This window comes from Streptacidiphilus sp. MAP12-33, assembly GCF_041261265.1.
GTDB lineage: Bacteria > Actinomycetota > Actinomycetes > Streptomycetales > Streptomycetaceae > Streptacidiphilus.
The window spans coordinates 38,649-63,266 of record NZ_JBGCCA010000003.1 but is presented as its reverse complement, the minus strand read 5'-3'; the positions used below and the strand labels follow the sequence as shown (position 1 = coordinate 63,266).

General features: G+C 73.0%; 23 protein-coding genes. 7 read left to right on the top strand and 16 right to left on the bottom strand.

Annotation, left to right across the window (positions count from 1 at the left end; genetic code table 11):
* Nucleotides 1-17: 17 nt before the first annotated feature.
* The 6 genes from ABH931_RS04715 to ABH931_RS04690 form a co-directional block, all read right to left on the bottom strand.
* Complete coding sequence (locus tag ABH931_RS04715; protein WP_370110168.1) at nucleotides 18-572, bottom strand: phosphatase PAP2 family protein; 555 nt, start codon at nucleotides 570-572, stop codon at nucleotides 18-20.
* The gene (locus ABH931_RS04710) at nucleotides 569-2,179 is read right to left on the bottom strand and encodes a diacylglycerol kinase family protein (protein WP_370110166.1); all 1,611 of its coding nucleotides are present in this window, start codon (nucleotides 2,177-2,179) and stop codon (nucleotides 569-571) included. Before ABH931_RS04710 ends, ABH931_RS04715 begins: the two co-directional genes overlap by 4 nt.
* A gap of 10 nt (nucleotides 2,180-2,189) precedes the next feature.
* Nucleotides 2,190-2,861, bottom strand: coding sequence for a GAP family protein (locus tag ABH931_RS04705; RefSeq protein WP_370110165.1), 672 nt, complete (start codon nucleotides 2,859-2,861; stop codon nucleotides 2,190-2,192).
* Between the two features lie 505 nt (nucleotides 2,862-3,366).
* Entirely contained in the window at nucleotides 3,367-5,175 is a 1,809-nt protein-coding gene (locus ABH931_RS04700) for a SulP family inorganic anion transporter (RefSeq protein WP_370110164.1), read from the bottom strand.
* 69 nt (nucleotides 5,176-5,244) lie between these two features.
* Nucleotides 5,245-6,627, bottom strand: coding sequence for a DUF2252 domain-containing protein (locus ABH931_RS04695; protein ID WP_370110163.1), 1,383 nt, complete (start codon nucleotides 6,625-6,627; stop codon nucleotides 5,245-5,247).
* Nucleotides 6,628-6,863: 236 nt separating this feature from the next.
* Nucleotides 6,864-8,177 carry a hypothetical protein gene (locus ABH931_RS04690; protein WP_370110161.1) on the bottom strand — a complete coding sequence of 438 codons (1,314 nt, stop codon included), beginning with the start codon at nucleotides 8,175-8,177 and terminating at the stop codon, nucleotides 6,864-6,866.
* Nucleotides 8,178-8,315: 138 nt separating this feature from the next.
* Here ABH931_RS04690 and ABH931_RS04685 point away from each other — a divergent pair, with 138 nt between their 5' ends.
* Complete coding sequence (locus ABH931_RS04685) at nucleotides 8,316-9,005, top strand: ribonuclease H (RefSeq protein WP_370110159.1); 690 nt, start codon at nucleotides 8,316-8,318, stop codon at nucleotides 9,003-9,005.
* On the opposite strand, the gene ABH931_RS04680 is transcribed toward ABH931_RS04685, so the two are convergent.
* The 3 genes from ABH931_RS04680 to ABH931_RS04670 form a co-directional block, all read right to left on the bottom strand.
* Nucleotides 8,953-9,879 carry a TIGR03560 family F420-dependent LLM class oxidoreductase gene (locus tag ABH931_RS04680; protein WP_370110158.1) on the bottom strand — a complete coding sequence of 309 codons (927 nt, stop codon included), beginning with the start codon at nucleotides 9,877-9,879 and terminating at the stop codon, nucleotides 8,953-8,955. The genes ABH931_RS04685 and ABH931_RS04680 overlap by 53 nt on opposite strands.
* A gap of 65 nt (nucleotides 9,880-9,944) precedes the next feature.
* Complete coding sequence (locus ABH931_RS04675) at nucleotides 9,945-10,613, bottom strand: HAD-IA family hydrolase (RefSeq protein ID WP_370110156.1); 669 nt, start codon at nucleotides 10,611-10,613, stop codon at nucleotides 9,945-9,947.
* A 175-nt stretch (nucleotides 10,614-10,788) separates the two neighbouring features.
* On the bottom strand, nucleotides 10,789-11,547 hold the full coding sequence (locus tag ABH931_RS04670; protein WP_370110154.1) for an ArsR/SmtB family transcription factor: 759 nt from the start codon (nucleotides 11,545-11,547) through the stop codon (nucleotides 10,789-10,791).
* Nucleotides 11,548-11,792: 245 nt separating this feature from the next.
* Between ABH931_RS04670 and ABH931_RS04665 the strand changes: the two genes are divergently transcribed.
* Together ABH931_RS04665 and ABH931_RS04660 are read left to right on the top strand one after the other, a co-directional pair.
* Entirely contained in the window at nucleotides 11,793-12,530 is a 738-nt protein-coding gene (locus ABH931_RS04665) for a serine protease (RefSeq protein ID WP_370110152.1), read from the top strand.
* A gap of 322 nt (nucleotides 12,531-12,852) precedes the next feature.
* The gene (locus tag ABH931_RS04660; protein WP_370110150.1) at nucleotides 12,853-13,545 is read left to right on the top strand and encodes an acetate uptake transporter; all 693 of its coding nucleotides are present in this window, start codon (nucleotides 12,853-12,855) and stop codon (nucleotides 13,543-13,545) included.
* Nucleotides 13,546-13,596: 51 nt separating this feature from the next.
* Here the strand turns inward: ABH931_RS04660 and ABH931_RS04655 are convergent, their stop codons facing one another.
* Nucleotides 13,597-13,851, bottom strand: coding sequence for a hypothetical protein (locus ABH931_RS04655; protein WP_370110148.1), 255 nt, complete (start codon nucleotides 13,849-13,851; stop codon nucleotides 13,597-13,599).
* Between the two features lie 265 nt (nucleotides 13,852-14,116).
* Between ABH931_RS04655 and ABH931_RS04650 the strand changes: the two genes are divergently transcribed.
* On the top strand, nucleotides 14,117-15,757 hold the full coding sequence (locus tag ABH931_RS04650; RefSeq protein ID WP_370110146.1) for an AMP-binding protein: 1,641 nt from the start codon (nucleotides 14,117-14,119) through the stop codon (nucleotides 15,755-15,757).
* A gap of 72 nt (nucleotides 15,758-15,829) precedes the next feature.
* The gene (locus ABH931_RS04645) at nucleotides 15,830-16,729 is read left to right on the top strand and encodes an arylamine N-acetyltransferase (RefSeq protein WP_370110144.1); all 900 of its coding nucleotides are present in this window, start codon (nucleotides 15,830-15,832) and stop codon (nucleotides 16,727-16,729) included.
* 31 nt (nucleotides 16,730-16,760) lie between these two features.
* On the opposite strand, the gene ABH931_RS04640 is transcribed toward ABH931_RS04645, so the two are convergent.
* Entirely contained in the window at nucleotides 16,761-17,717 is a 957-nt protein-coding gene (locus tag ABH931_RS04640) for a DMT family transporter (protein ID WP_370110142.1), read from the bottom strand.
* Between the two features lie 74 nt (nucleotides 17,718-17,791).
* On the opposite strand from ABH931_RS04640, the gene ABH931_RS04635 reads away from it, so the two are divergent.
* Nucleotides 17,792-18,691 (top strand): LysR family transcriptional regulator, encoded by a 900-nt coding sequence (locus tag ABH931_RS04635; RefSeq protein WP_370110140.1) that lies wholly within the window; start codon nucleotides 17,792-17,794, stop codon nucleotides 18,689-18,691.
* A 34-nt stretch (nucleotides 18,692-18,725) separates the two neighbouring features.
* On the opposite strand, the gene ABH931_RS04630 is transcribed toward ABH931_RS04635, so the two are convergent.
* Nucleotides 18,726-19,622, bottom strand: a complete 897-nt coding sequence (locus ABH931_RS04630) for a LysR family transcriptional regulator (protein WP_370110138.1) — start codon at nucleotides 19,620-19,622, stop codon at nucleotides 18,726-18,728.
* Nucleotides 19,623-19,694: 72 nt separating this feature from the next.
* Between ABH931_RS04630 and ABH931_RS04625 the strand changes: the two genes are divergently transcribed.
* Entirely contained in the window at nucleotides 19,695-20,090 is a 396-nt protein-coding gene (locus ABH931_RS04625) for a RidA family protein (protein ID WP_370110137.1), read from the top strand.
* A 4-nt stretch (nucleotides 20,091-20,094) separates the two neighbouring features.
* On the opposite strand, the gene ABH931_RS04620 is transcribed toward ABH931_RS04625, so the two are convergent.
* From ABH931_RS04620 to modB, 4 genes are all read right to left on the bottom strand, one after another.
* Complete coding sequence (locus ABH931_RS04620; protein ID WP_370110136.1) at nucleotides 20,095-21,069, bottom strand: serine protease; 975 nt, start codon at nucleotides 21,067-21,069, stop codon at nucleotides 20,095-20,097.
* Nucleotides 21,070-21,235: 166 nt separating this feature from the next.
* Nucleotides 21,236-22,201 carry a DMT family transporter gene (locus tag ABH931_RS04615; RefSeq protein WP_370110134.1) on the bottom strand — a complete coding sequence of 322 codons (966 nt, stop codon included), beginning with the start codon at nucleotides 22,199-22,201 and terminating at the stop codon, nucleotides 21,236-21,238.
* A gap of 213 nt (nucleotides 22,202-22,414) precedes the next feature.
* Nucleotides 22,415-23,701 (bottom strand): ABC transporter ATP-binding protein, encoded by a 1,287-nt coding sequence (locus ABH931_RS04610; RefSeq protein ID WP_370110132.1) that lies wholly within the window; start codon nucleotides 23,699-23,701, stop codon nucleotides 22,415-22,417.
* Nucleotides 23,698-24,597 carry a molybdate ABC transporter permease subunit gene (modB, locus tag ABH931_RS04605; RefSeq protein WP_370110577.1) on the bottom strand — a complete coding sequence of 300 codons (900 nt, stop codon included), beginning with the start codon at nucleotides 24,595-24,597 and terminating at the stop codon, nucleotides 23,698-23,700. The genes ABH931_RS04610 and modB overlap by 4 nt, the downstream gene beginning before the upstream one ends.
* Nucleotides 24,598-24,618: the final 21 nt, after the last annotated feature.

Genomic DNA, 24,618 nt, shown 5'->3' with positions numbered 1-24,618 from the left:
CGCCTCCGTGGCGCGCCTTACTGACGTGCGGCCAGCTTCCGCCCGGCCGCCAGGACCGCCATGCCGCAGGTGCTGCCGAGCAGGGCGCCCGCCACCACGTCGCCGGGGTAGTGCACCCCCGTGTGGACGCGTGAGTACCCCACCGCGCAGGCCAGCAGCCCCAGCGGCGCCGCCGTGACCGGCAGCACCGCGCCCACCGCCGTGGCCAGGGCGAAGGCCGAGGCGGTGTGGCCGGAGGGGAAGGAGGCGGAGGTGGGCATGGGCACGTGGCGGCCCACGCGTACCTGCGCCGCCTCCCGGTCGGGGCGGGGACGGCGCACGAGCTCCTTGCCCAGCAGGTTTGCGCTGAAGGACGCCACGCCGACCGCGGCGGCGCCGAGCAGTCCCGCGCGGCGGCAGCGTCCCGGGACGAGGGCCAGGGCGGCCGCGATCGACAGGTTGATCTTCGAATGGTTGGCGGCGCGGGAGAGCCGGCGCAGCCCGGCGTCCAGCGCCGGGGTGTCCGTCGCCGCGACGGCGGCGTAGAGCGCGCCGTCGAGGGCGGCGAGGTCGTGCAGGACGGTGTCGTTCACGGACGGTTCTCCCACAGGTGTTCCTCCGGCGGGGTGTTCGTCCGCCGGTCGTCCTCCGCCGGGGCGCCTCCCGGCCTGCCGCCGGGCCGACTGCCCGCCTGGGCCGACGTCCAGGGGCGGTCCTTCCACCGGCCGTTCGCCCAGGCGCCGTCCTCCCAGGCGCGGTTCGCCGGCGGGCTGCCCTGCGAGGCCGCGCTCCCCGACGGGCCGCTCTCCGAAGACCCGCGATCCGAGGACCCGCGATCCGGAGACCCGCTCCCGGACGGCGGGAAGGCGAGGCGGATGACGTTGCGCCAGTCCAGGCGGCGGCTGCGGTCCTGCTGGGCCGGGTCGGCCCCGGGACGGTCGCGCGGGACGCGGACACGCAGGGCGTGAACGGCCAGTGAGCACTCGACCGGGGTGGGCAGCATCAGCGCCTCGCCGTCCACGGCGACCGGGATCTCGGCGACGTCCGCGTGCACCGTGACCTGACGCGCCGACAGTACCGTGAGGCCCGTGGCCCGTGCGCCGCGCAGCGCCAACTCGGCGGCCTGGGCGGGGTTGTCGACGCGGACGCCCAGCACCCCCAGGACACCCCGGTCCAGCCGCGGACGGCGGCCGAGGCTGACCGGGTCCGGCGCGGCATAGGGGTTGTTGCTGACCAGCAGCGCCTGCGGCGCTTCCAGGCGGTGGCTGCCCGCCTGCGCGGTCAGGCGAGGGCCGTCGGTGCCGAGCAGCAGCTCGGGCAGAGCGTCGAGCGCGGTGGCGGTCTTGGCGTCGCGGTACTGCGGGCTCTGCACGATCTGCGCGTAGGCCCCGAACGAGACGGTGTTGACGAAGGGCCGGTCCCCGACGCGGCCGAGGTCCACGGTGAGCTCCACGCCGTCACGCAGCGCGTCCAGACACGTGGCGGGGTTGGTGCGGTCCAGGCCGAGGTCCATGGCGAAGTGATTGCGGGTCCCGGCGGAGATGACCAGGAACGGCACGTCGTGCTCGGCGGCGACCGCCGCGACCAGCGCCTGCGTGCCGTCGCCGCCCGCGACGCCGAGCAGGTCGGCGCCCTCGGCGACGGCCCGGCGGGCGAGCTGGGCCACGTCCTGCTGGACGGAGGTGTCCAGGACCACCACCTCGGCGCCCAGCTCCTGGGCACGCCGCACGAGTTGGAAGCGCTCGACCTTGCCGCCGCCGGACCTGGGATTCATGATCAGCACGGGGCGGCGCGGCGCCGGGGTCTCCCGCAGCGGCATGGGCTTGGGCGGCCGCGCGGCGCGCAGCGCGGCACGGGCGAAGGCGAGCCCGACGATCCACAGGCCGAGCGCGATCAGCACCAGCAGCGCCACGTTCGAGGTGACGGCCAGCACGAGCACCCCGACCGGCGCGGCGACGGCGCCCACGGCGCCCACGATCCGGGGCGGACCGTGGTGGGTGAGCGCCCACCAGCCGCCGACGGCGGTCACCACCAGACCGAGCAGCCCGCAGAACAGCACCAGCAGCCCGTGCAGCCCGGTGACCGCCAGCGCGACGACCGCGCCGACCGCGCACAGCAGCGCGACCTGCGCCAGCTCGCGCGGCCGGTGATCCGTTCCGTGCACCCCGCCCGTCAACTTCTCCCCCTCACGCTCACGCACCCGGCCGGGCTCATCCGCTGAGCCCGGTCAGTGCGTCGCCGACGTACTTCGCGCCGAGCACCAACAGCAACACGATCATGATGGCGCTGTTGTGGGCTCCCATCCAGGTCTTCCATCCGGCCAGGATGCCCTCGGCCCGATCGCCGCCGAAGAGGAAGACGGCCAGGGGCAGGGTCACGCACAAGGACGCGATCACCACCATCAGCACGACGCCGAGTGTCTTGCCCTCACTGCTCGCACCACTCGACGCGATGGAGACGGCGCCGCCGACCAGCAGCACCAGGTTCTTCGGATTGGCGACGACCAGCGCGACCGCGAGACCGGCGGCCTTGCCCGGCGTGAAGCCGTCGATGGTGCGCATCCACCCGGGCACCTGGGCCTCCTGGCCCTCGCGGGGTCGGCCCCGCCACTGCTGTGCCGCAAGCAGCAGGAAGAGTACGCCGAGTGCCAGCTTGAGCCAGTCCGTCCAGCGGGCCGGCTCCCCGCCGGTCCGCATCCCGCCGCCGAAGGCCACGATCAGCGAGGTCACCAGGGCCAGGGCCGCCACCCAGCCGAGCGCGAAGGCGCTGCCGTTCCCGCGGCCGCGCGGCGTCGCGAGCATCAGCACGACCGCGATGAGCGGCACGGGGCTGATCGCGATGCCGACGGCCGAGGCCAGCATCTGACCCACGGCGTTGCCCATCCCTCACCTCCGACCTGCCCGGCGCCACCTCCGCGCAAGCTGCGCGGACCGCGCCGAGCGTGCCCAACCGCCTGATCCGGTCCGGTCACCGTAACCGGCACGACTGTTGACGGCGCGCTGGACCCCACCCCGGCGTGGTGGCCGGGCCGGCACTCACCCGAACGGCGGAGTGCGCTCGCCGGTCTGCTGCGCCCGGGTGAGCCGGGCCGCCCGGAACCGGTGGCGGGGGCGACGGCTGGGCGACCGGCGCGGTGGTGTTCCCGGCGCCGATCCTGATCTCCCAGTTCCTGTGGCTGCCGTACGCGCCCTGGTGATCCGTCGTCGTGATGGCGATCGATGTCTTCGTGCCGCAGGCTCTGACCAGCAACCGCCGCGGCAGCGGCAACTGTCAGTGGACCGTGCCGGACTTCTACCCGATCGGGTCCGCGACGCCCACCGGGACCTGGAGCAGGGCAACCGGGTCGGCAAGCTCGTGCTGCGCACCCGGCAGCCGGCCTGAGCCCGGTCAGCGGGGAGGCTCCGCTTCGCGCCCGGCGGCGGTGCCGCTCCCGCCCTCGGACGTCAGGTAGGCGTCGACCGCCGTCGCCACCGTCGGAAAGATGTGCTCCTCGCCCAGCTCACGTGCGAGACCCGAACGCCGCAGCACCACACGCAGCGGGTGCTTGGCGCGCGCCAGGCCCAGGACGATACCGCGCTCGGCGAGTTCGCCCCGCAGGTCGCGCAGCATCTCCACCGCCGTGGAGTCGATGTAGGTGACCGCCTCCACGTTGGCCACCAGCCAGCGCACCGGGCCTTCCTCCGGGCGCGCGTCCGCCGCGGCGACGACCTCGCGGACCCGGTCCCGGAACCAGAGGGCGTTGGGGAAGTACAGCGGCGCGTCGAAGCGGTAGACCACCAGGCCGGGCTCGGTCTGGGCGTCCTCGTGAACGGCGATGTCGTGGTAGCCGTCCACGTCCGGCTGCCGCCCGAGGACGGCGTCGTGCGGGCGCACGGTGCGGTAGACGAAGATCCCGATGGAGAGCACGACCGCGATCGCCAGCCCGCCGAGGGTGCCGAAGGCGAGCACGGCGAGCATCGTGGCGAGCGCCAGCCCCGCCTCGGAGTCGTGCACCCGGCGCAGGCGCACCACTCCCTGGGCGCTGATCATCCCGACCGCCGAGAGGATCAGCACCACGCCGAGCGCCGCCTTCGGCAGGGGCCCGAGCACGGGCGTCGCGAACGCCGCGACCAGCAACGCGATCACGGCCACGGAGATCCCGACGAACTGCGAGCGCCCGCCGGAGGCGTCGTTCACGGCGGTGCGCGAGCCGCTGGAGGAGACGGGCATGCCCTGCGTGAAGGCCGACACCAGGTTGGCGGCGCCGATACCGGTCAGCTCCCGTCCGGGCACGATCTCGTAGTCGTTGCGCGCGGCGTAGTTGCGGGTGATCGCGATCGCGTCCCCGAAGGAGACCAGCGCCATGCCGGCCGCGGGCAGCATCAGCTGGAAGAAGTCCGACAGCCGCACGTGCGGCACCGAGGGCACCGGCAGTCCGCGGTGCACGTCGCCGACGGTCGCCACGCCATGGTCGGAGAGGGAGAACCCGGCCGACACGGCGATCGCCACGACCACGACGACGAGCGAGACCGGCGCGCGTGGCCAGAGCTTCTTCACCGCGATCCCGAGGAGCAGCAGGCCCGCGGAGAGCGCGGTGGTGGCGAGGCTGGTTCTGCCCAGCCGCATGATCAGGTGTTCCGCGGTGTCGAAGAAGTGGTTGCCCGGCACCTTGATACCGAGCAGCTTGCCCGCCTGACCGGCGATGATCTGGAGCCCGACACCGTTGAAGTAGCCGGCCAGCACCGGCTTGGAGAGGAAGTCGGCCATGAAGCCGAGGCGCAACAGCGCGCCCAGCAGCAGCCAGATCCCGAGCAGCAGGGCCAGTGTCGTGGCGAGCTCGGTGTAGTGCCCGACGGACCCGGCCGCGAGGGGCGCGAGGGTCGTGGCCGTCAGCGCCGCGGTGGCCCCGTCCGGCCCGACGATCAGCTGCCGCGACGAGCCGAACAGCGCGTAGGCGAGCAGTGGCAGCGTCGTCGCGTAGAGCCCTGCCGTGGCGGGGAGCCCGGCGAGGTCCGCCATGCCGAGCGAGCTCGGCAGCGCGACGGCCGCCACGGACAGTCCGACCAGGAGGTCACGTCGCCGGGTGCCCTTCTCGGTCGCCCGCAGCTCGGCCGCGCCGGGCAGCCGCTGTTGCCACGACATCGCCCGCACCCCGCGCCACGCACGCTCGACGGCGTGCCGGACGGGACGGTCGGGGGGCTCGTCCTGGTCGGGCATGCGGTTCCTCTTCGGACGATGGTGCTCCACCTGGTGCGACGGGCGGCCGGAGCGCGTCGGGCGAACCGCTCAGACGTCGGTGACGGCCTCCAACCGCCCCTGGGCGATCGCCTCCAGCAGGGCCTTGTGGTCGCGGTGCGTCTGGTCGCCGTAGCCGACGGCCCAGTCGGCCACCGCACGGTCGAAGGTGTCGCCGCGGCCGAGGTACTCGGCGATCTCGGCGCGCGGGCCGGAGCGGGCGTGGGCCCGGGCCAGGGTGCGCCCGCAGATCTCGGCGTAGCGCCGGAGCATCTTCGCGTCGAGCCGCTCGATCTCCACCGACCCCTTCATGTCGCGCAGTTGGCGGCAGTAGAAGAAGCGTCCGGCGGGACCGGTGGCCCAACCCAGAAAGATGTCGCTCGCCGCCTGCATGAGCCGCTGCCCGGCGACGACCCGCTCGCCCTGGTGCCGGTGGCGGCTCGGCGCCAGGTGCACGGCGAGCACCGACTGCTCGGCCTCCTTGATCTGCAGCATCAAAGGGTCACCGACGGTGGTCCCGGCGAGCAGCGCGATGAAGCAGCGGGTGCCGACGCTGCCGACGCCGACGACCTTCATCGCCGCGTCGACGAGACGGAACCGCTCCAGCAGCACCCGCCGGTCCTCCTGCATGCTGTGCAGGAAGTCCTCGAAGGTCTCCTGCACCAGGCCGAGGTCGCGGATACCGATCGGCTGGAGCAGCGGCGGGTCGTGACGGATCCGGGGCTCCCCGTCGGGGCCCGGTTCGGTGAGCTTCTCCAGGGCCTGCAGGTTGGTGCGGCTGCGGGCCTTGGTCAGCGTCTCCGCGGCTTCGGCGCGGTTGCGCCGGCGGACCTCGCCGACCAACTCCTCGGTGTCCAGCCGCTCGTACCAGACGTCCAGCTCGGTCCAGTCGGCCAGCTCGCGCATGTGCTCGCGGTAGGCGCGCGCGGAGGCCTGCGCCGCGTGACGCGCGGCGTTCTCGGAGTCCCCGTTCTGCCGGGCCGCGACGGCGACGGAGGCGGCGAGCCGCTTGACGTCCCACTCGAACGGTCCGGGCAGGGTCTCGTCGAAGTCGTTGAGGTCGAACAGCAGCGCGCGCTCCGGCGAGGCGTAGAAGCCGAAGTTGGACAGGTGCGCGTCCCCGCACAGTTGCACGGTGATGCCGGTGTTCGGCGTCGACGCCAGATCCGCCGCCATGATCGCGGGCCCGCCGCGCAGGAAGGCGAACTCGGTGGCCGCCATGCGCCCGTACCGGATCGGCACCAACTCGGGCACCCGGGAGGCGGCCTGGGCCTCCAGCACGGCGATCGGGTCGACCCGGTCCTTGGGCGCCCGCCACGGCCCCTGCGAGGATCGCGGCACCTCCCTGCGCGCCGCGCGCCCGAGCGCGACCTCGGCGGCCCCCACGGCTCGCGCGCCCGCCTCCGGCCCGGCCCCGACCACGGTGGTCCTCACGCCGGCGCCGGCGCTCGACGCGGGGCTGCTCTTCCGGCTCGGCTTTGCGTGCGCGGCCGACCCGCCCCTGGCTCCGGCTTGGGCCCCAGACCTGGCGCCGGCCTTGGTGCCCGCACCCGCCTTGCCACCCGCCTTGCCACCCGCCTTGCCGCCGGCCTTACCGCCGGACCCCGACGTGGGGCCCGCCTTGGCCCCGCCCTTCGATCCCGACGCGCGCCTCGAAGCCGTCGCCGCCATCACACACCCTCCAGAGCATCGGTCCTCGCCGACGGTGGCGCCTCCTCGTCCAGGAAACGCACCACGGCCAGGACGAACAGCACGATCACCACGAGCCAGAAGACGACCCACCCGGTCGGGTAGGACCACAGCGCCAGGGTCAGGCCACCGGCCGCCAGCACGATCCAGCTGATCCACCGGCGGTAGCGGTGGACGAACGGCCCGACCGGCCCGAGCCTGAGACCCGTCTTCTCCAGCGCGCCACGGGTCGCGTCGATCCCGGCGGTGAAGACACCGCCGACCCGCGCCGCCCTGCGGCCGTGGCCGGTGAACCAGAAGCCGAGACCGACCGCGATGCCGAGCACCGCGACCGAGCGGACGGCGGTGCGCAGGAAAAGCACCAGCTGGTCGTAGATCGCCTTGGCCGCGTCCTGGTTCACGTCGGCGGGCAGCTTGTCCAGATAGATCACCCGGAAGACGCTCAGCCCGATACCCAGCACCAGCGCCCCCGCCGCGATCCCGAACGCCGCGGCCACCGCCGCGCGCCGCCACCGCCGGGCCAGCCAGACCCCCGCGACGGCCAGCACCACGCCGATGACGGGCAGCCAGTTGCCGACGATCTGCAACAGCCGGAAGCCGGTCTTGGCCTTGCCGATGTTCTGGGCGTTCAGGACGGTGAAGTTGGTGTGGATCTCCGGGATCTTGCCGGCAATGGTCATGCCGTCCCCGACCAGCTTCTGCTTGACCTGGTCGATCACCGGCGCCAGGTCGATCACCACGGAGTTCTGCGTCAGCTGGACCGCTCCGCCGCCCTGACCGGTCAGCGCCTTGTCGACGACGGTGTGGATGCGGCGGTTGGCGTTCGTCCAGAACGTCTGGAACCACGCGCTGGAGACCACCGACTTGGTCTCCTTCTGCACGAAGCTGGTGATCGCGTTGTCGATCGGGCCGCTGAGCTTGCCCAGCGACTTGTCCAGCAGCGGCCGGTCCGTCGGCGCGACCTGTTGCAGCAGGCTGTTGATGTCCAGGTGCTGCGAGACGGCCTGCGCGGTGCGGGACGCGATCGCGTCCTGGACGTGGGAGTTGGCGGTCAGCGGGGCGACCATGGCGACGTAGCGGTTGGTGTCGCCGATGATGCTCGACGCCCAGGACGCCACGATGGACAACGGCGCGAGGATGCAGGCGATGGTGATCAGCAGGCCGGACAGCGCGGACTTCCAGCGCTGCTTCGGCGCCTGGAGCTCGGCCACCTGGGCGCGCAGCCGCCGGAGCTCGGCCGCGTCCGGCGCGCCCTCGCCGGGCTCGCCCTCGTCCGACACGCCTGCGTCCGACACGCCTGCCCCTTCCCGACGACCCGACCGGCCCGGCCCACGAGCGGCCGGTCCGACCAGTCAACGGCAGGCGATCACCGTCCGCGAACGGAAGGCCCCCCGTTCGGCGGAACCACTTCGCGGACCTGGGAGAATCAAGGCATGGTCGACCGCATCATTGCCGCCTGTGACGGCGCCGCCAAAGGCAACCCCGGCCCCGCCGGCTGGGCCTATGTCATCGCCGACTCCACCGGCACCCCGCAGCGCTGGCGCGCGGGCGCACTCGGACACAGCACCAACAACATCGGCGAGCTGACCGCGTTGGAGCAGCTCCTGGAGGCGACGGACCCCGCCGCCCCGCTGGAGGTCAGGCTGGACTCCACCTACACCCGCGACGCGGTGACGAAGTGGCTGGCCAACTGGAAGCGCAACGGATGGCGCACGGCGGGCGGCAAGCCCGTCGCCAACCAGGAACTGATCCAGCACATCGACGCGCTGCTGAGCGACCGCGACGTCACCTTCGTCTACGTCGCCGCGCACCAGGTGGACGGCGATCCCCTGAACGCCATCGCGGACAAGGCCGCCAGCGACGCGGCCCGGCTCCAGCAGGACGCCTCCGGCTCGGCCGCGGACCTCCCCGTCCCGGACCCGGTCACCCCGGCCGGGCGAGCGAAGGCCGCCAAGCCGGCCCGAGCGAGTGGCAGCACCTCCCGCCCGAGCGGCGGCCCCGGCCGCACCCTCGCCGCCCGCTACGCGGGCACCTGCCCCTGCTCGCGCCCGTACGCCAAGGGCGACAAGATCACCAAGGTGGGCAGCAGCTGGGGCCACCCGGAGTGTGCGGCCGCGTTCTGACGGCGGGACCCGCCGGAGGCGAACTCCGGCGGGTCCCCTCACGTCGAGTCAGGGCCTCGGCCAGTGGCTCCAGGACGGCCGGGGTGTAGGGCGGCGTGAGGTAGACGATGGCCAGGTCCGCCCCCTCTTCGGCGAAGGCCCGTGCCGTGGCGGCGGTTTCGGCCGGGTCGCCGGTGTGGCGCAGTTGGCAGGAGAGCCGGATAGTGGCCGGGTCCCGCCCGATGTCCGCGCAGTGGGCGTGCAGCACGTCCCGGGCGCGACGGAAGCCCTCGATCGGGCCCAGGTCGTAGTTCCAGTGCTGGGCGTAGCGCGCCGCCGTACGCAACGTGCGCTTCTCGCCGTTGCCGCCCACGCAGAGCGGCGGGTGCGGGCGTTGGAGCGGCTTCGGCTCGCAGCGCGCGTCGGTGAGCCGGTAGTGCGCTCCCTCGAACGTCGTGGTCGGCTGCGGCGAGAGCAGCGCGGTGAGGACCCGGCAGGCCTCCTCGAAGCGGTCGCTGCGCTCCCCTGGCGTGCCCAGGCGTATGCCGTAGGCGTCGGACTCCTCCGCGTTCCAGCCCGCGCCGACGCCGAGTTCGAGACGGCCGCCGGAGAGGACGTCCACGGTGGCCGCCATGTTGGCCAGCACCGCCGGGTGCCGGTAGTGGACGCCCGTGACCAGCGTGCCGAGCCGCAGCCGGCTCGTCGCCTGGGCCAGAGCCGCCAGTGCGGTCCAGCACTCCAGACGGGGCGTCGCCGGGTCGGCGCCGTGGGTGGCGTGGAAGTGGTCGGAGAGCCACCCCGATTCGAAGACCTCGATCGCGTCGGCGGCCCGCCACAGGGCGAGGAGGTCGGGCCAGCTGGTGCTCTGGGGTGAGGTCTTGAAGGCGAAGCGCATGCCACCCCACCTACCCACCCTCACCCGTCACCTCACCCGTCACCCAGCGTGTGACGTCCCGGGCGTCAGCCGATGAGCAGGGCCAGGGACCCGTCGCGCTCCACCAGCGGGCGGACCTGGGAGAGGTCGGCGATCATCACGTCGGCCTTCAACTCCTCCGGCGCGTGGCTGGTGGCGAGGGCGAGCGTGTGCATCCCGGCCGCGCGGCCCGCCTCGAGACCCGCCGGGGTGTCCTCGACCACCAGGCAGCGCGCGGGGGTGACTTTGAGGCGTTCCGCGGCCGTGAGGAACGCCTCCGGGTCCGGGTGGCCGCGGCGGACGTCCTCGGCGCCGACCAGCATCGGCACCGTCAGGCCGAGCGTGGAGAAGCGTCGCAGGGCCAGAGCCCTGGAGGTCGCGGTGACGACCGCCCAGCGGTCGCGGGGCAGCGCGGAGAGCAGGTCCTCGGCGCCGGGGAGCAGCCTGCTGTTGACCGCGTCGGCCAGCTCCAGCTGCTGGACCCGGGCGGCGGCCTCGGCCACCTCGCGTTCGGGGAGGAGTTCGCCGATCACTTCGTGGACACGGCGGCCCAGGTAGCCCACCTTGTCGAGCTGCTCCGGAGGCAGCCCGACCTCCTGTGCCCACTGGGCCCAGGAACGGCGCACCGAGCCCACCGAGTCGATCAGTGTGCCGTCGTTGTCGAAGAGGACGGCGTCGACGGTGAGCACGGCGGGTGCGAAGGAGTGTGCGGCCACGGAAGGGGGACGTCCTTCCTCTCGGGGAACGGCCCTGTTCCATCGCAGAGCCTCGTACCCCTCCAGCCTCCCCGGCCGCACCGCTACATCCAAGAGGCAAAGGTCCCGCAAGGGCCAAAGGTCCCCTTGATCCCCGGAGCGCACGCCAGCCCGGGGGCGGCGCGGACCCGGCGTGTCAGCCGTGGCCGTACATCAGCGAGCCGGGGGTGGTGAGCACCTCGCCCGTCTCCAGCCAGGTCTTGAGACCCGAAAGTATCATCGGCCAGCCGCCGTACAGCTGCTCGTTGGCACCCTCGCGCAGTTGGTCGTGGGTGACGGTGAGCCGGCAGGAATCCCCGACGGGCTCGATCTGCCAGGTGACCCGGGACGTGCCCTCGGCCTTGGCCTCATCGCTCCACAGCGCCGTCATGCTCTGCACCAAACGGCGCGGCGGATCGACCTCCAGGGTGACGCCCTCCCCCAGCGGAGCGGGCGCGCCAGGCGCGGACATCGTGAAGGGTGCGCCGGGCTCGAGCTCCCCGATCATGCCCGCCCCGAAGTTGTACTTGGCGCGGATCGCGGGATCGATGATCGCCTGCCAGAGCCGCTCCGGGGTGGTGCGGATGTAGATCTCGAAGATCTTCTCCATGGTGGACTCCAGATCGCGTTTGAGCCCGGTGAGCGCTGCCGCCCAGGGCTCGGCGTACTTGCTGACCCAGCGGTCGTGGACCAACCGGATCGGGACGGGGTTCAGAAAGTGCAGCTTCTCCCGGCCCTGTCGTCGGGTGACGACCAGGCCCGCCTCTTCCAACTGCTTGAGGTGCTTCATCACGGCGAAGCGACTCGTCTCGAACCTTGACTCCAACGCACTCAGCGTCTGGCCGTCCTGCTCGTACAGCGCGTCGAGAAGAGCACGCCGGGTCGGGTCGGCCAGAGCCTTGAAGACCTCGTCCACGCGACCAAAAATAGGTGACCCTTTGGTCACATGTCAAGCTGTCCCTTAATTTCACGCCAGAGCACCTTGTGACCAGCGGCGATATCAGGGCAGCATGTGCCCAACCTCCCCTTTCGCCCTGCGAGGTCGCCCTGATCCCCGCCCCGCACTCCGCAGAGGAGGACGTCCTCGACGTCGCTCCTCCCGCCGCCCCCTCCCAGGGGGCGGAAGCCGCGGCTCCGCGACGCCGCCCCACCGTCGCCGCCGTGGCCTGGCTGGTCGCCCTCGCCCTGGCCGGCGCCACCGGCGCGGCCTCCCCCTCCCAGGATCTCGGCACCTCCAGAACCGCCCCCGCCGACCGGGGCGACGACCGCGTCGGCGCGATCTTCAGCGGTGGGCTGAGCGGGACGCACTACTGCTCCGCCAGCGTGATCGACAGTCCGCGCGGCAACATGATCGTCACCGCCGCGCACTGCCTGAGCGGCGACGACGGGGACAAGGTCTTCGTCCCCGGCTACCGCGACGGCACGGCGCCGCACGGCGTCTGGCAGATCACCCGCACCGTCGAGGACCCCGCGTGGACCGCCGGCGGCGACCCCGACGTCGACGTCGCCTTCGCCCTGGTCGCCCCGCTCGGCGGCCGCAGCCTGCAGCAGACGCTGGGCGCGAACCGGCTCGCCGTCGACGAGGGCTTCGACCACGTCGTCACGATCACCGGCTACCCGGGCGCGACGGAACTCCCGATCACCTGCTCGGACCTGGTGGACCGATTCAGTTCGACGCAGATGCGGATCGACTGCACGGGATACAGCGACGGCACCAGCGGCAGCCCGTGGCTGATCCCCGGCCAGGGCGGTCCGACCCACGACGAGGGCACGGTCATCGGCGTCATCGGCGGCTTCGAGACCGGCGGGTACACCGACGACGTCTCCTACAGCAGCTACTTCGGCGACCGCGTCGGCGACCTCTACCGCGCGGCGGTGGCCCAGGACGCGATGCGCTGAGAGCTTGGGGGCGGTGCAGCCGCCCGAAGGGGCGCGAGGCTCAGCTGATCAGCGGCTCCGCCGCGGGGCGCGAGAGACCACTGACGAGCGGATCGCCCAGCACGTTCGGGGCTCCATCTCCTTGGGTGGCTTGTCGCGCCCACGCAGGGGGCACCTCGGGGGCACGTCCCGGCCGAAGACCGGGGGAGGAGCCGCACAACGGCTGAGTCCCGCGCCCCTGGACCGTGCAACGTCCCGAGGAGCCGGGCCGGACCGCTCGAGTCGCCGGTCCGCCGGGGGGCCAGCAGGATGGTGCGGGAACCGGGAGCTCCCAGGAGGCCACGTGTCCGAGACCGCCGATCAGGCCGCCGCGCTCGCGCGGACCTCACCGAACGGGTCGGTGACAGGGACGGGACCCTGGGCACAGGCGCGCTCCGTGCGGCGGATGGAGCCGACCGCGCAGGCCCAGCTGGGGCCGCTCGGACTGGCCGGCTTCATCGTGGTGACGTTCATCGCCACCGGGATCGACGCGGGCGTGCTGCCCGAACGCGCGGCGCCGGTCCTCGCGCCGGTGGGCTTCTTCATCGGCGGGCTTGCCCAGCTCCTCGCCGGACTGTTCCAGACACAGCGCGGCGACACCTGGCACGCGACGGTGTTCGGCTCCTTCGGGCTGTTCTGGTGCGCGAAGGCCGTGATGCTGAAGTGGGTGCTGCCCGGCATGGACCCGTCCGCGCGCGGAGCCGCGTCGGGGGTGTTCACCCTGCCGTGGGTCTTCGTCGTCTTCGTGCTGTGGCTGGCCAGCTGGCGCATCCACGTCGCCCTGCTCGGGACCTTCAGCTGCGTGCTCGTCGTCTTCGTGGCGATGGCCGTCGCCGGCTTCACGGACAGCACGACATGGAACCGTGTGGCCGGCTGGAGCGGCCTGCTCGCCGCCGCCGGGGCGCTGTACCTGCTGGCCGGTCAGGTGATGGCGAGTACGTGGGGGCGCCCGGTCCTGCCGATGGGGCAGCTGCGCCCGCCGGATCCTGCGGACTGACTCAGGGCCGGCTCAGGGCCGACACAGGGCCGACACAGGACTGAGCCGGCCTCAACCGCCGCTGCCGGGATACCACGCGAGCGCGTGTGCCTCGGCGAGCGTGTCACGGACCTGGTTGCGGTAGCGGACCGCCTGCTGGGGATCGGTTTCGGCCAGGGCCGCCGCCGCGAGCGCCGCCGCGGAGGTGGACCAGGCCAGCAGTCTGACCGCGTCCTGCGCCGACGCGTCGAGCAGCCGATCGTCGGGCAGTTCCGCCGCGTGCCTGGCCAGCAGGGTCGAGAGCACCCGCAGATGGGTACGCGTCACGGCCGGAGGCGGAAGGGGTTCGTTCGCATGACGTCCCACGTCGGCGACTCCAGGAAGAGGCGAGGGTTCGTAGACCCATCATGGCGCAATTGCCACTGACATGTACTCGCATTCCTTCAAGAAATCCGCACACCTTCCGCATCGCTTGATCACTTGTGCCCCAGGCGACGCACCGCGCGGCACGACGCGAGCACCGTCGACACCAACCCACCACTCCCCTAGGCTCCGAACCGTCAAACCCGTCGTGAACAGGGAGCCCTCGCCCATGTCCGTCGAGCTCGATCCGGGTCTCTCCCACCGTCGCGGCGCGGCCGAACCGCCGCTGCCCGAGGTGACCGTCTCCGCCGACCTCGCGCGCACCGCACGCGCCTTCCCCGAGCACGACGCGCTGGTCGAACGCGCCACCGGCCGCCGCTGGAGCTACGCGGCGTTCGACGCCGCCGTCGACGATCTGGCGCGCGGACTGCTCGCCGCCGGCGTGGAGGTCGGGGACCGGGTCGGCATCTGGTCGCCCAACTGCGCGGAGTGGGTGCTGACGCAGTACGCGGCGGCACGCGCCGGGGCGATCCTGGTCAACCTCAACCCCGCCTACCGGCAGCACGAGATCGCCTATGCGCTCCAGCAGTCCGGCACCAGGCTGCTGGTGTCGGCCGCCCGCGTGAAGACCAGCGACTACGTCGCCCTCGTGCAGGCCGTACGCGAGGACTGCCCCGCGTTGGAGCGCGTGGTCTTCATCGGCACCCCCGACTGGGACGCACTGGTCGAGGGCGGCTCGGCCGTTCCGCTCGGCGCGCTGCGGGAGCGGGAGGCGGGCCTTCGCCCCGACGACGCGGCCAACATCCAGTACACCTCCGGCACCACCGGTCGTCCCAAGGGCGCGACGCTGTCGCACCGCAACATCCTGGGCAACGGGTTCCAGGTCGCCGAGGTGCAGGGCTGGACCGAGCACGACCGGGTCTGCGTGCCCGTCCCCTTCTACCACTGCTTCGGCATGGTGATGGCCAACCTCGGGGCCACCTCGCACGGATCGTGCATCGTCGTGCCGGGCGCCTTGTTCGACCCGGTCGAGGCGCTGGATGCCGTCGTCGCCGAGCGCTGCACGGTGCTCTACGGGGTGCCGACGATGTTCATCGCCGAACTCGCCCAGCTGGAGGCGCATCCGGGCCGCTGGGATCTGGCCACGCTGCGCACCGGCGTGATGGCGGGCTCCCCCTGCCCGGTGGAGGTGATGAAGCGGGTGATGGCCGAGATGGGCATGGCCGAGGTGACGATCGCCTACGGCATGACCGAGACCTCGCCCGTCTCCACCCAGACCCGCCCCGACGACTCGCTGGCGCACCGCGTGGCGACCGTCGGCCGGGTCCACCCGCACGTCGAGGTCAAGGTCGCCGACCCGGAGTCCGGCGCCACCGTACCGGTCGGCACCCCCGGCGAGCTGTGCACCCGCGGCTACTCGGTGATGATCGGTTACTGGAACGAGCCGGAGCGCACGGCGGAGGCCGTGGACGCGGACGGCTGGATGCACACCGGCGACCTGGCCGAGATGGCCGCCGACGGATACGTCTCGATCGTCGGCCGGATCAAGGACATGGTGATCCGCGGCGGCGAGAACGTCTACCCGCGCGAGGTCGAGGAGTTCCTCTACACCCACCCGGACGTCGAGGACGTCCAGGTCGTCGGGGTTCCCGACGAGCGCTACGGCGAGGAGCTGATGGCCTGGGTCAAGCTTCGCCCGGGCGCGCCCGAGCTGACCATGGAACAGCTGCGCGCGTTCTGCGCGGGCCAGTTGGCGCACTACAAGGTCCCCCGCTACCTGCACCTGGTCGACGCGTTCCCGATGACCGTCACCGGCAAGGTGCGCAAGGTGGAGATGCGGGAGGAAAGCCGCAAGCTGCTGGGGCTCTAGCTGACCGGGTCCGGTGCAGCGCCGCGTTAATCCCTGCGGGATCCACGCGGTGCTGCACTAGTGTTCGGGGCCATGACCTCGAAGACGAACGATCATCCCGACTGGGTCGCGCCCTACCTGGCCAAGCTCGGTGTCGACGCCCCGGAGTCCCTCGGTGCTCCGTCGCTCGACACCCTGCGCAGGCTGCACCGCGCACACGTCGAGACCATCGCCTTCGAGAACGTCGACATCCAGCTCGGACGCCCGCAGGGCATCGGGCCGGCCGAGTCCATCGCCCGCATCGTGGCCGGCCGGGGCGGCTACTGCTTCAACCTGAACAACGCCTTCAGCGAGCTGCTGACCGTCCTCGGGTACGACGTCACGATGCATCGCGGCCAGATCAACGGCTCGGCCGCGACCGCCAAGGCGACCGCCGACGAATACGTCACGCACATGGCCCTCACCGTCGTCATCGACGGCGAACGCTGGTCGGTCGACGTCGGTCTGGCCAACTCGCACCACGAGCCCATCCCGCTCCAGGAGGGTGTCCACGTCCAGGGTCCGTTCCGTTTCGAACTGCGGCCGCTGCCGGAGATCGGCCCGGACGCCTGGCGGTTCCTCACCGATCCGGAGCAGACGACCTTCCACAGCATGGACTTCACCCTGGCGCCGGCCACGTGGGAGGACTTCCGCAGTTGCCACGAGGATTTCGCGACGTCGCCGAAGTCCCCCTACGTCATGTGGTTCGAGCTCTTCCGCCGCGACGCGGAGTGCGCCGAGTTCGTGCTGGACGACGAGTACACGCGCGACGAGGGAGCCGGACGGCGCACGACACGCATCGTCGACTCCGCCGAGGAGCTGTTCAAGCTCGCAACGGACGTGTTCCACCTGGACCTGTCGGCCATCGACGACGCCGACCGCGCTGCCCTGTGGGACCGTATCCAGCGCGCGGGGGCGGAGTGGCGGGCCAAGCAGCAGTCGGCCGAGAAGTAGCCTGCCCCGGCCGGGATCGAGGTGCGCCGCACTAGCGTGCGCGCTGGACCAGGGCCGCGCCGAGGAGCACGATCACCGCGCCCACCAGGGTGTTCCAGTGCAGCGCCTCGCCCAGCAGCGTGACACCCGCGACGGTGGCGACCAACGGGGTGAGGTAGGTGACGGTCTGCGCGGTGGTCGGGCCGACCTCGGCCACCAGGCCGTACTGGAGCAGGAACGCCAGACCCGTCCCGAGCACCCCCAGGGCGAGCACGGAGAGCGTCGGCGCGAGCGCGAAACCGGCCGGGAGGTGTGTGGCGAACACCGTGACGATGCCCAGCTGGGCGGTGCCCAGGAGGAGTTGTCCGGTGGTCAGGGTCAGGTGCGACTCGGGCCGGCCGGCCAGCGTGCGGCGGACCCAGATCCAGCCCACCGGGTAGCTGAGGGAGGCGGCCAGCGCCAGTACCGCGCCCAGCGGGTCGACCCCGTGGAACCCCTGCCAGGCACCCAGCACCGTCAGCACGCCGAGGAATCCGAGACCGAGCCCGGCGACCCGCCGTCGGCTCGGCCGGTCCTCGGACAGCGCCACGACCGAGAGCAGCATCCCCCACAGCGGCGAGGTCGCGTTGCAGATGCCCGCCAACTGCGAGGGGATGCGCTGCTCGGAGTAGGCGAACAGGGCGAAGGGCAACGCGTTCAGCAGGAACGCCGCGACGGCCAGCCGCACCCACAGGCCCACCCCGCGCGGCAGCGGCTGGCGGCGGGCGACCAGCACCACCAGCAGCACCGCCGAACCCGCCGCCAGCCGCCCGAACGTGACCTGCAGGGGCGCGAAACCCCGGTTTCCGACCTTCATGAACAGGAAGCTGAAGCCCCAGATCAGCGAGAGCGCCGCGAACTTGACCCGCCAGTCGACACCCCGGCGGCGCGGCGCCGCGGCGGAGGCGCGCGGGTCGGTGTCGTGAGTCGTGCGAGCGCGGGCAGGAGCGGAAGCGGGCGTGGCAGGCATGGATCCACCCTCGCTCACCAGCACGGCTAAGCACAATCGAGATTTCTTTCCAGCTACCGCGTAGTGTTGCTTATATGTTGAACCTGGAGCGTCTACGCGTCCTCGACGCCGTGGCCCGGCACGGCTCGATCACCGGCGCCGCCGAGGGTCTGCACATCACCACCTCGGCGATCTCCCAGCAGCTGGCCAAACTGGAGCGGGAGGCCGGCCAGCCCCTGCTGGCCAAGCACGGGCGCGGCATCCAGCTGACCGACGCCGGGCGGCTGCTCGCCGAGCACGCCGCCGGGATCCTGTCGCAGGTCGAACGCGCCCGCTCCGATCTGGAGGCCCAGCGCGGCGAGGTCGTCGGCGAGCTGCGCATCGGCGCCTTCCCGACCGCCGTGCGCGGCCTGCTGCCCGAGGCCGTCACCTCCCTGCGCCGTGACCATCCGCAGCTGCGGGTGCGCGTACAGGAGAGCGAACCCGAGGGCTGCGTGCGCCGGCTCGTCCGCGGCGACCTGGATCTGGGCATCGTCGTCGACTGGTACAACAGGCCGTTCGCGCTCCCGCCCGGACTGCTGAAGGCCCCGCTGATGTCCGACACGGTCGACCTGGCCGTCCCCTCGGACCATCCGCTGGCCGACCGGACCGAGGTGGGGCTCGAGGACTTCGCCGCGGACGACTGGGTCAGCTGGCGCGAGGGCGAGTTCTGCTACGACTGGCTGGTCTTCACGATGCGCGCCAAGGGCATCGAGCCGCGCATGGTCCACCACGCGGAGGAGCACGAGACGCAACTGGCCCTGGTCTCCGCCGGTCTGGGTGTCGCTGTGCTCCCCCGGCTGGGCCGCGGGCCGGCCCCCGCGAACGTCCGGCTGCTGCCCGTCCGCCGATCGATCCAGCGGCACCTGTACGCCACCTGGCGTGCCGACGCGGACCGCCGACCGGCGATCCGCGCGGCCCTGACCGCGCTGACCTCGGCGGCGTCAGCGGTGTAGCGGGTCGCGCGGGACGGTCCACCGGGGAGGGGCCCTACCGCTGGTCGCCGACCACCTCCAGCAGGTGGGCGACCAGCGGGCTGCGGTCGTCCCGGCGCCACGCCACGGCCACGCGGGTGCGGGCGTCGGCGGGCGTGGTCCGGCGGTAGGCGACGCCGTCCAGTCGGATCCGGCGAATGCTCGCCGGGGCCAGCGTGACACCGAGCCCGGCCTGGACGAGCGCACACATCGTCTGCCACTCCACGGCACGCTGGGCGATCCGCGGCGTGAAGCCGGCCTCGGCGCACAGGCCGACGATCCGGTCGTGCAGCTGCGGCCCGACCTCGCGCGGCAGCAGCACGAAGGGCTCGTCCGCCAGCGCGGCCAGCGGGACCGTGCGCCCCGCCGCGAGCCGATGGCCGGCGGGCAGGACCGCGACGAACGGCTCGCGCAGGACAGTCAGGAAGCCCAGGTCCGTCGCGTCGTCCGGAGGCTCGCGCAGCAGGCCGATGTCGGTCACACCGTCGCGCAGGGCGGCCAGTTGCGGAGCGCTGGTCATCTCGCGGATGTCCAGTGCCACGTCCGGGAAGCGCTCGCGGTAGGTCCGCAGCAGGGCGGGCAGGACCGTCAGCGCGAGCGAGGCGGCGAAACCGATCCGCAGCACGCCCCGCTCCCCGGCCCCGACGCTGCGGGCCGCCCGCAGCCCCGCGTCGAGCCCCGCCAGCGCGCGCCGCGCGGCGGGCAGGAGTTCCCGCCCGACCGGCGTGAGCGCGACACCGCCCGGCCCTCGTTCGAACAGCGGGTGGCCGACCCGCTCCTCCAGTCGCCGGATCTGCTGGCTCAGCGGTGGCTGGGCGATGCCCAACCGGTCGGCCGCGCGGCCGAAGTGGAGCTCCTCGGCGAGCACGGTGAAGGCGTGCAGTTGCAGGAGCGGGAGTTCGGGGCGGGTCATACGCCCAGTGATATCACCCGATGACAGATCCGCTATTGGACGTATCAGACCAGCTCACCTAGCGTTCCGGCCATGACACAGCGATCGATCGAGCGGCGTGCGATCCTCAGCGGCTCGACCTTCGAGGAGCAGATCGGCTACGCCCGCGCCGTCGTCGACGGCGACCGGGTGCACGTCTCCGGGACGACCGGCTACGACTACGCCACCATGACCATCTCCGACGACGTGGTGGAGCAGGCGGAGCAGTGCCTGCGCAACATCGAGGCGGCGCTGACCGAGGCCGGCTGCACCTTCGCCGACGTCGTGCGCGTGCGCTACCTGCTCCCGGACCGCGCCGACTTCGAGCCCTGCTGGCCGACGCTTCGCCGACACTTCGGCACGGTGCGTCCGGCCGCCACCATGATGGTCTGCGGTCTGGCCGACGAGCGGATGCGGATCGAGATCGAGGTGGAGGCACGGCGGCGCTGACCGGTCAGCCGCCCTCGGCCACCGCCCGGTCGTACAGGGCGAGGACGTCGTCGTCGAAGTACGGGCTGTAGGAGATGTCGGGAGTGTCCCCGCCCTGCTGGTAGCCGCCGATCACGCCGATGACCGTGCCGGTGCGGGTGGTGCGGTCGAACGCGGTCAGCCACGGGCTGCCGCTGGTCCCGCCCGGGAACGAGGGGCAGGAGATCTTCATCTGGTACTGGCTCTGCTGCGTGGTGGAGTTGAAGCAGGCGATCGGCTCACCCGCGTTGGCCGGATAGCCCGTCAGCGCGACGGTCCGGCCGAACCCCAGGTTGACGCCGAGCTTGTTGCCGCCGAGCACCGACTGGATGGTCTTTCCGTTCACCGTGCCCAGCACCAGGAAGGCGACGTCCAGGTCGGGGTCGGTCGAGTCGATCCAGCGCTGGTCGACGACGATGCTGCGGATCGGCCATTCGCCCTGCGGCTCGGCGCCGTCACGGTAGCCGGGCACGAACACGATGTCGGTGTTGTAGCTCCCGCCCTTGCCGCCGTGGACGCAGTGGGCGGCGGTCACGACGACACTCTGCCCCTGGCTCTGCACGACGCTGCCGGTGCAGAAGTGGTCACCCTTGCCGCTGTGCGCGAAGATCGCGCCCACCCGGGCCGTGACCTGGTTGGACGGCGCGGTCCCGGTCTGGCCTCCGTGATCGGACACCGCCCGGCTCAGCCGCTCCTGCGCCCAGGCCGAGGGCGACGCGACGGAGCGGACGACGGTGTTGCCCACGCTCCCGCTCGCGCTCACCGTTGCGGCCCCGGCGGCGCCGGAGGCGGCGCCACTCGAACCCACCACGGACGGCGTTCCCGACGCGGCGGTGCTGCCGCTGCCGCAGGCCGCCATCAGCCCCGCGACGAGCGCGACCGCGGCAGCGCCCGTCCATCTGACCCTGGCCGCCGAGCGCCACCCCGGCATCCGTCCCTGCCGTCGTCCCTGCCCACCCATGCGCCGCGCCCCTCCGTCTGATCGCTCGGCCACCGCTCGGTTCGCCTCCGCTCCATCCTGGTGCGCGACCCAGGCACCCGCCCGGCGGCGCGCCGGTCACCGGCGCGCCGCCGGGCGGGGGTCAGCCCGCGGGGCGGCGGGTCGCGCGGCGGCGCGTGGGCGGGGGTCAGCCCGCCGGGCGGTGGGTCGCGCGGCGGCGCGTCGGGCGGGCGAGGGCGGCGATGGAGGCAGCCAGGACCGCCAGGCCGATGCAGGAGGGCAGCGGCAGCCGCTCTCCCAGGACCACCACCCCGAGGACCGCCGCGACGGCCGGCTCCGCCAGGGTCAGCGTCGTGGCCACCTGGGCACCGGTCCGCCGCAGCCCGCGGCCGAAGAGACGGTAGGCGAGGAAGGTGGTGACCACGCCCAGGTACAGCGCGACAGCCGCTCCACGCGGTGAGGCCACCCAGTGGACGCCGGTGGCCACGAGCACCGGCACGGCCAGTACCGCCGCCCCGCCGAACATCGCGCCGAGCACCGCGTCGGAACCGTGCCCGCGCGCGATGAGACTGCCGCCGACCAGCGCGTAGACGGCGTAGGAGAGACCGGCGACCAGCGCGAACCCGACGCCGAGCAGGTCGACCGGCACCGCGCCCGCGCCGAGGTCCGGACCGAGGACCAGCAGCGTGCAGCCCGCCACGGCCCCGGCCGTGGCCAGGCACCAGCGGACGGTCGGCCGCGCCTGCCCGGTCAGCCAGGCGAGCAGCCCCGTGAAGACGGGCGCGCTGCCCAGTGCGACGACCGTGGCCACCGCGACACCCGCCCGGGCGACGGCGGGATAGAAGGTGACGGGATACCCCACGACACCCAGCGCGCCGAGCAGGCACAACCATCGCTCGGAGCGGTCACAACGGCGGGGCAGGGTGGGGGCGTCGCGCCGGGTCAGCAGGAGCAGCAGCCCGCCGAGCACGAGCCCGGCCGCTCCGACGGAGATCGGGCGCGCGCCGGCCGGGGCGAACGAGGCGGTGGTGCCCGTGCTGCCCCACAGCACGGACGCGAGAAGGATCGGCGCGGGTCCGCTCAGCAGGCGCGGACCGGCGGGGGCCGGCGCCGAGAGGGACGGGGAGAGCGAGGTGGAGGTGCGGTTCGGCACAGTCGTGAACTTCCGTCGTCGAGAACCGTTTCAGGGAATCGGGTTCGCAACGGGCGCACGCCACAGGTCCCGGGCACGGCCCGGGACGCTGCTACGGGATCAGGCTGGTCGGACTGTCAGCGGGTGCGCCCGTTCAGGCGCACAGCGGGGGCAGGACGACGTGCCAGTAGGTGTTCACTCGTCCGAGCGTACCCGAGCGGATCCACTGGACGGCTAGGCCGGATAGCCGCGAGTCTGGGAAGCCTTCACGGCGGCCCAGACCTCGCTGCCCTCGTGGAGCCCGAGGTCGGCGACGGCGGCCGGGGTGAGGTCGGCCGTGAGGCGCAGCGGACCGACGAGGTCGAGACGGACCTGGTCGCCGTGGCGTTCCATGCCGTTGACGGTGACGGGCCACTGGTTGCGCGCGCTGGTGTCCGGGCGCGAGCGGTGGATGGTGACGGCGGAGGGCGGGAAGGCCGCGAAGGCAGGACCGTCGGTGGCGTCCGCCACGGTCAGGGTCAGGTCGCCCTCCAGGGTCACCTCGTGACCCCGGGCGCTGCCGCGGAAGAGGTTGAGGCCGACCAGGCGCGCGATGTAGTCGCTGCGCGGGTGGCGGGCGATGTCGGCGGGCGCGCCCTGCTGGACGGCGCGGCCGTGCTCCAGGACGACCAGACGGTCCGCCAGCACCATGGCGTCGAGCGGGTCGTGGGTGACCAGAACGGCGACGGCGTCGAACGCGGCCAGGTGACGACGGAGCGTGGTGCGCACCTCGAGACGGGTGCGGGCGTCCAGTGCGGCCATGGGTTCGTCGAGCAGCAGCAGGCGTGGCCGGGGCGCGAGGGCACGGGCGAGGGCGACGCGCTGCGCCTGCCCGCCGGAGAGGGCGCGGGGGCGCGAACGGGCCAGGTCGGCGAGGCCGACCCGGTCGAGCCACTCGTGGGCGTGCGCGCGGGCCTCCGTCTTGGACTGCCCGTGCGCGCGGAGACCGAAGGCCACGTTGTCGAGCGCGGACAGGTGCGGGAAGAGGAGGTAGTCCTGGAACACGACACCGACGGGACGCCGCTCGGCGGGCACCCGCACGCGCGCGGCGGGGTCCTCCAGGAGGGTGCCGTCCAGCCGCAGGTGACCACCGGTCAGGGGGGCGAGCCCGGCCAGCGCGCGCAGTGCGGTGGTCTTGCCTGCCCCGTTCGGCCCGAGCAGCGCGACGACCTCGCCGGACGCGACGCCGAGCGCCAGGTCCAGCGAGAAGGCGCCCCGGTCGACGACCAGCCGTGCGTCGAGCGCCGCGGCGTCACCGACGCCCGCGACGCCCCCGATGCCCCCGACGCCAGGAGCGGAGCCCTCCACGGGTAGGGAACCCGACGCGGGCACCCCCTCGCGCCCGGTCCCCTCCGACCCTCCCGGCCGGTCCGCCGCACGACCGGAAGCGCCGCCGGAAGTGCCGCCGGGCGCGCGGTCGGGGCTGTGCGGGTCGGGGCTGTGCGGGTCGGGCGCGGGGACCGGGTGTTGCGGGGTGGTCATGCCTGGGCTCCTGTCGTCCATCGGCCGCGCAGCGCGAGGAGGACCGCGAGGGAGACCGCGAGGAGGACCAGGCTGAGCGCGACGGCCGCGTCCGGGCTGTCCTGGAGGGAGAGGTACACGGCGAGCGGCAGCGTCTGCGTGGTGCCGGGGAAGTTGCCGGCAAAGGTGATCGTCGCGCCGAACTCGCCGAGCGCGCGGGCCCAGGCGAGGACCGCGCCCGCGCCCACCCCGGGCGCGATGAGCGGGAGGGTGACCCGGCGGAAGACCTGGAACCGCGAGGCTCCCAGGGTCAGTGCCGCCTCCTCGTAACGGGTGTCCGCGCCGCGCAGCGCGCCCTCGACGCTCAGGACGAGGAACGGCATGGCGACGAACGCCTCGGCGACCACCACGCCCGCCGTGGTGAACGGGAGGGTGACGCCGAACCAGTCGTCGAGCCAGCGGCCGACGATGCCGTTGCGGCCGAGCACCAGGAGCAGCGCGACACCGCCGACGACGGGCGGCATCACCAGCGGCAGGGTGACCAGGGTGCGGGCGAGCCGCCGGCCGGGGAACTCGGTCCGGGCCAGCAGCCAGGCGAGCGGGACGCCGAGCACGAGCGAGACGGCGGTCGCGGCCGTCGCGGTGGTGAGCGAGAGGCGCAGTGCGGGCCAGACCGTGTCGCCGCTGAGCAGTTGCGGCATCGCCCGCCAGGGCGCCCGCACGAGCAGGCCCACGAACGGCAGCACCAGGAAGACCAGGCCGACCACGGCCGGAGCGACCAGCGCCCACGGTCGACCGCCCACGCCCGCTCCGGGGCGGGCCCCACGGTTCCCGCGCCCCTGCCGCCCACCGCGTTCGCGGCGGGCGGGAGGGGGTGCCGTGACCGGCGCGGACGACTGCTCGTCCCCGCCGGTCACCGCGTCTCGCTCGTCCGTCAC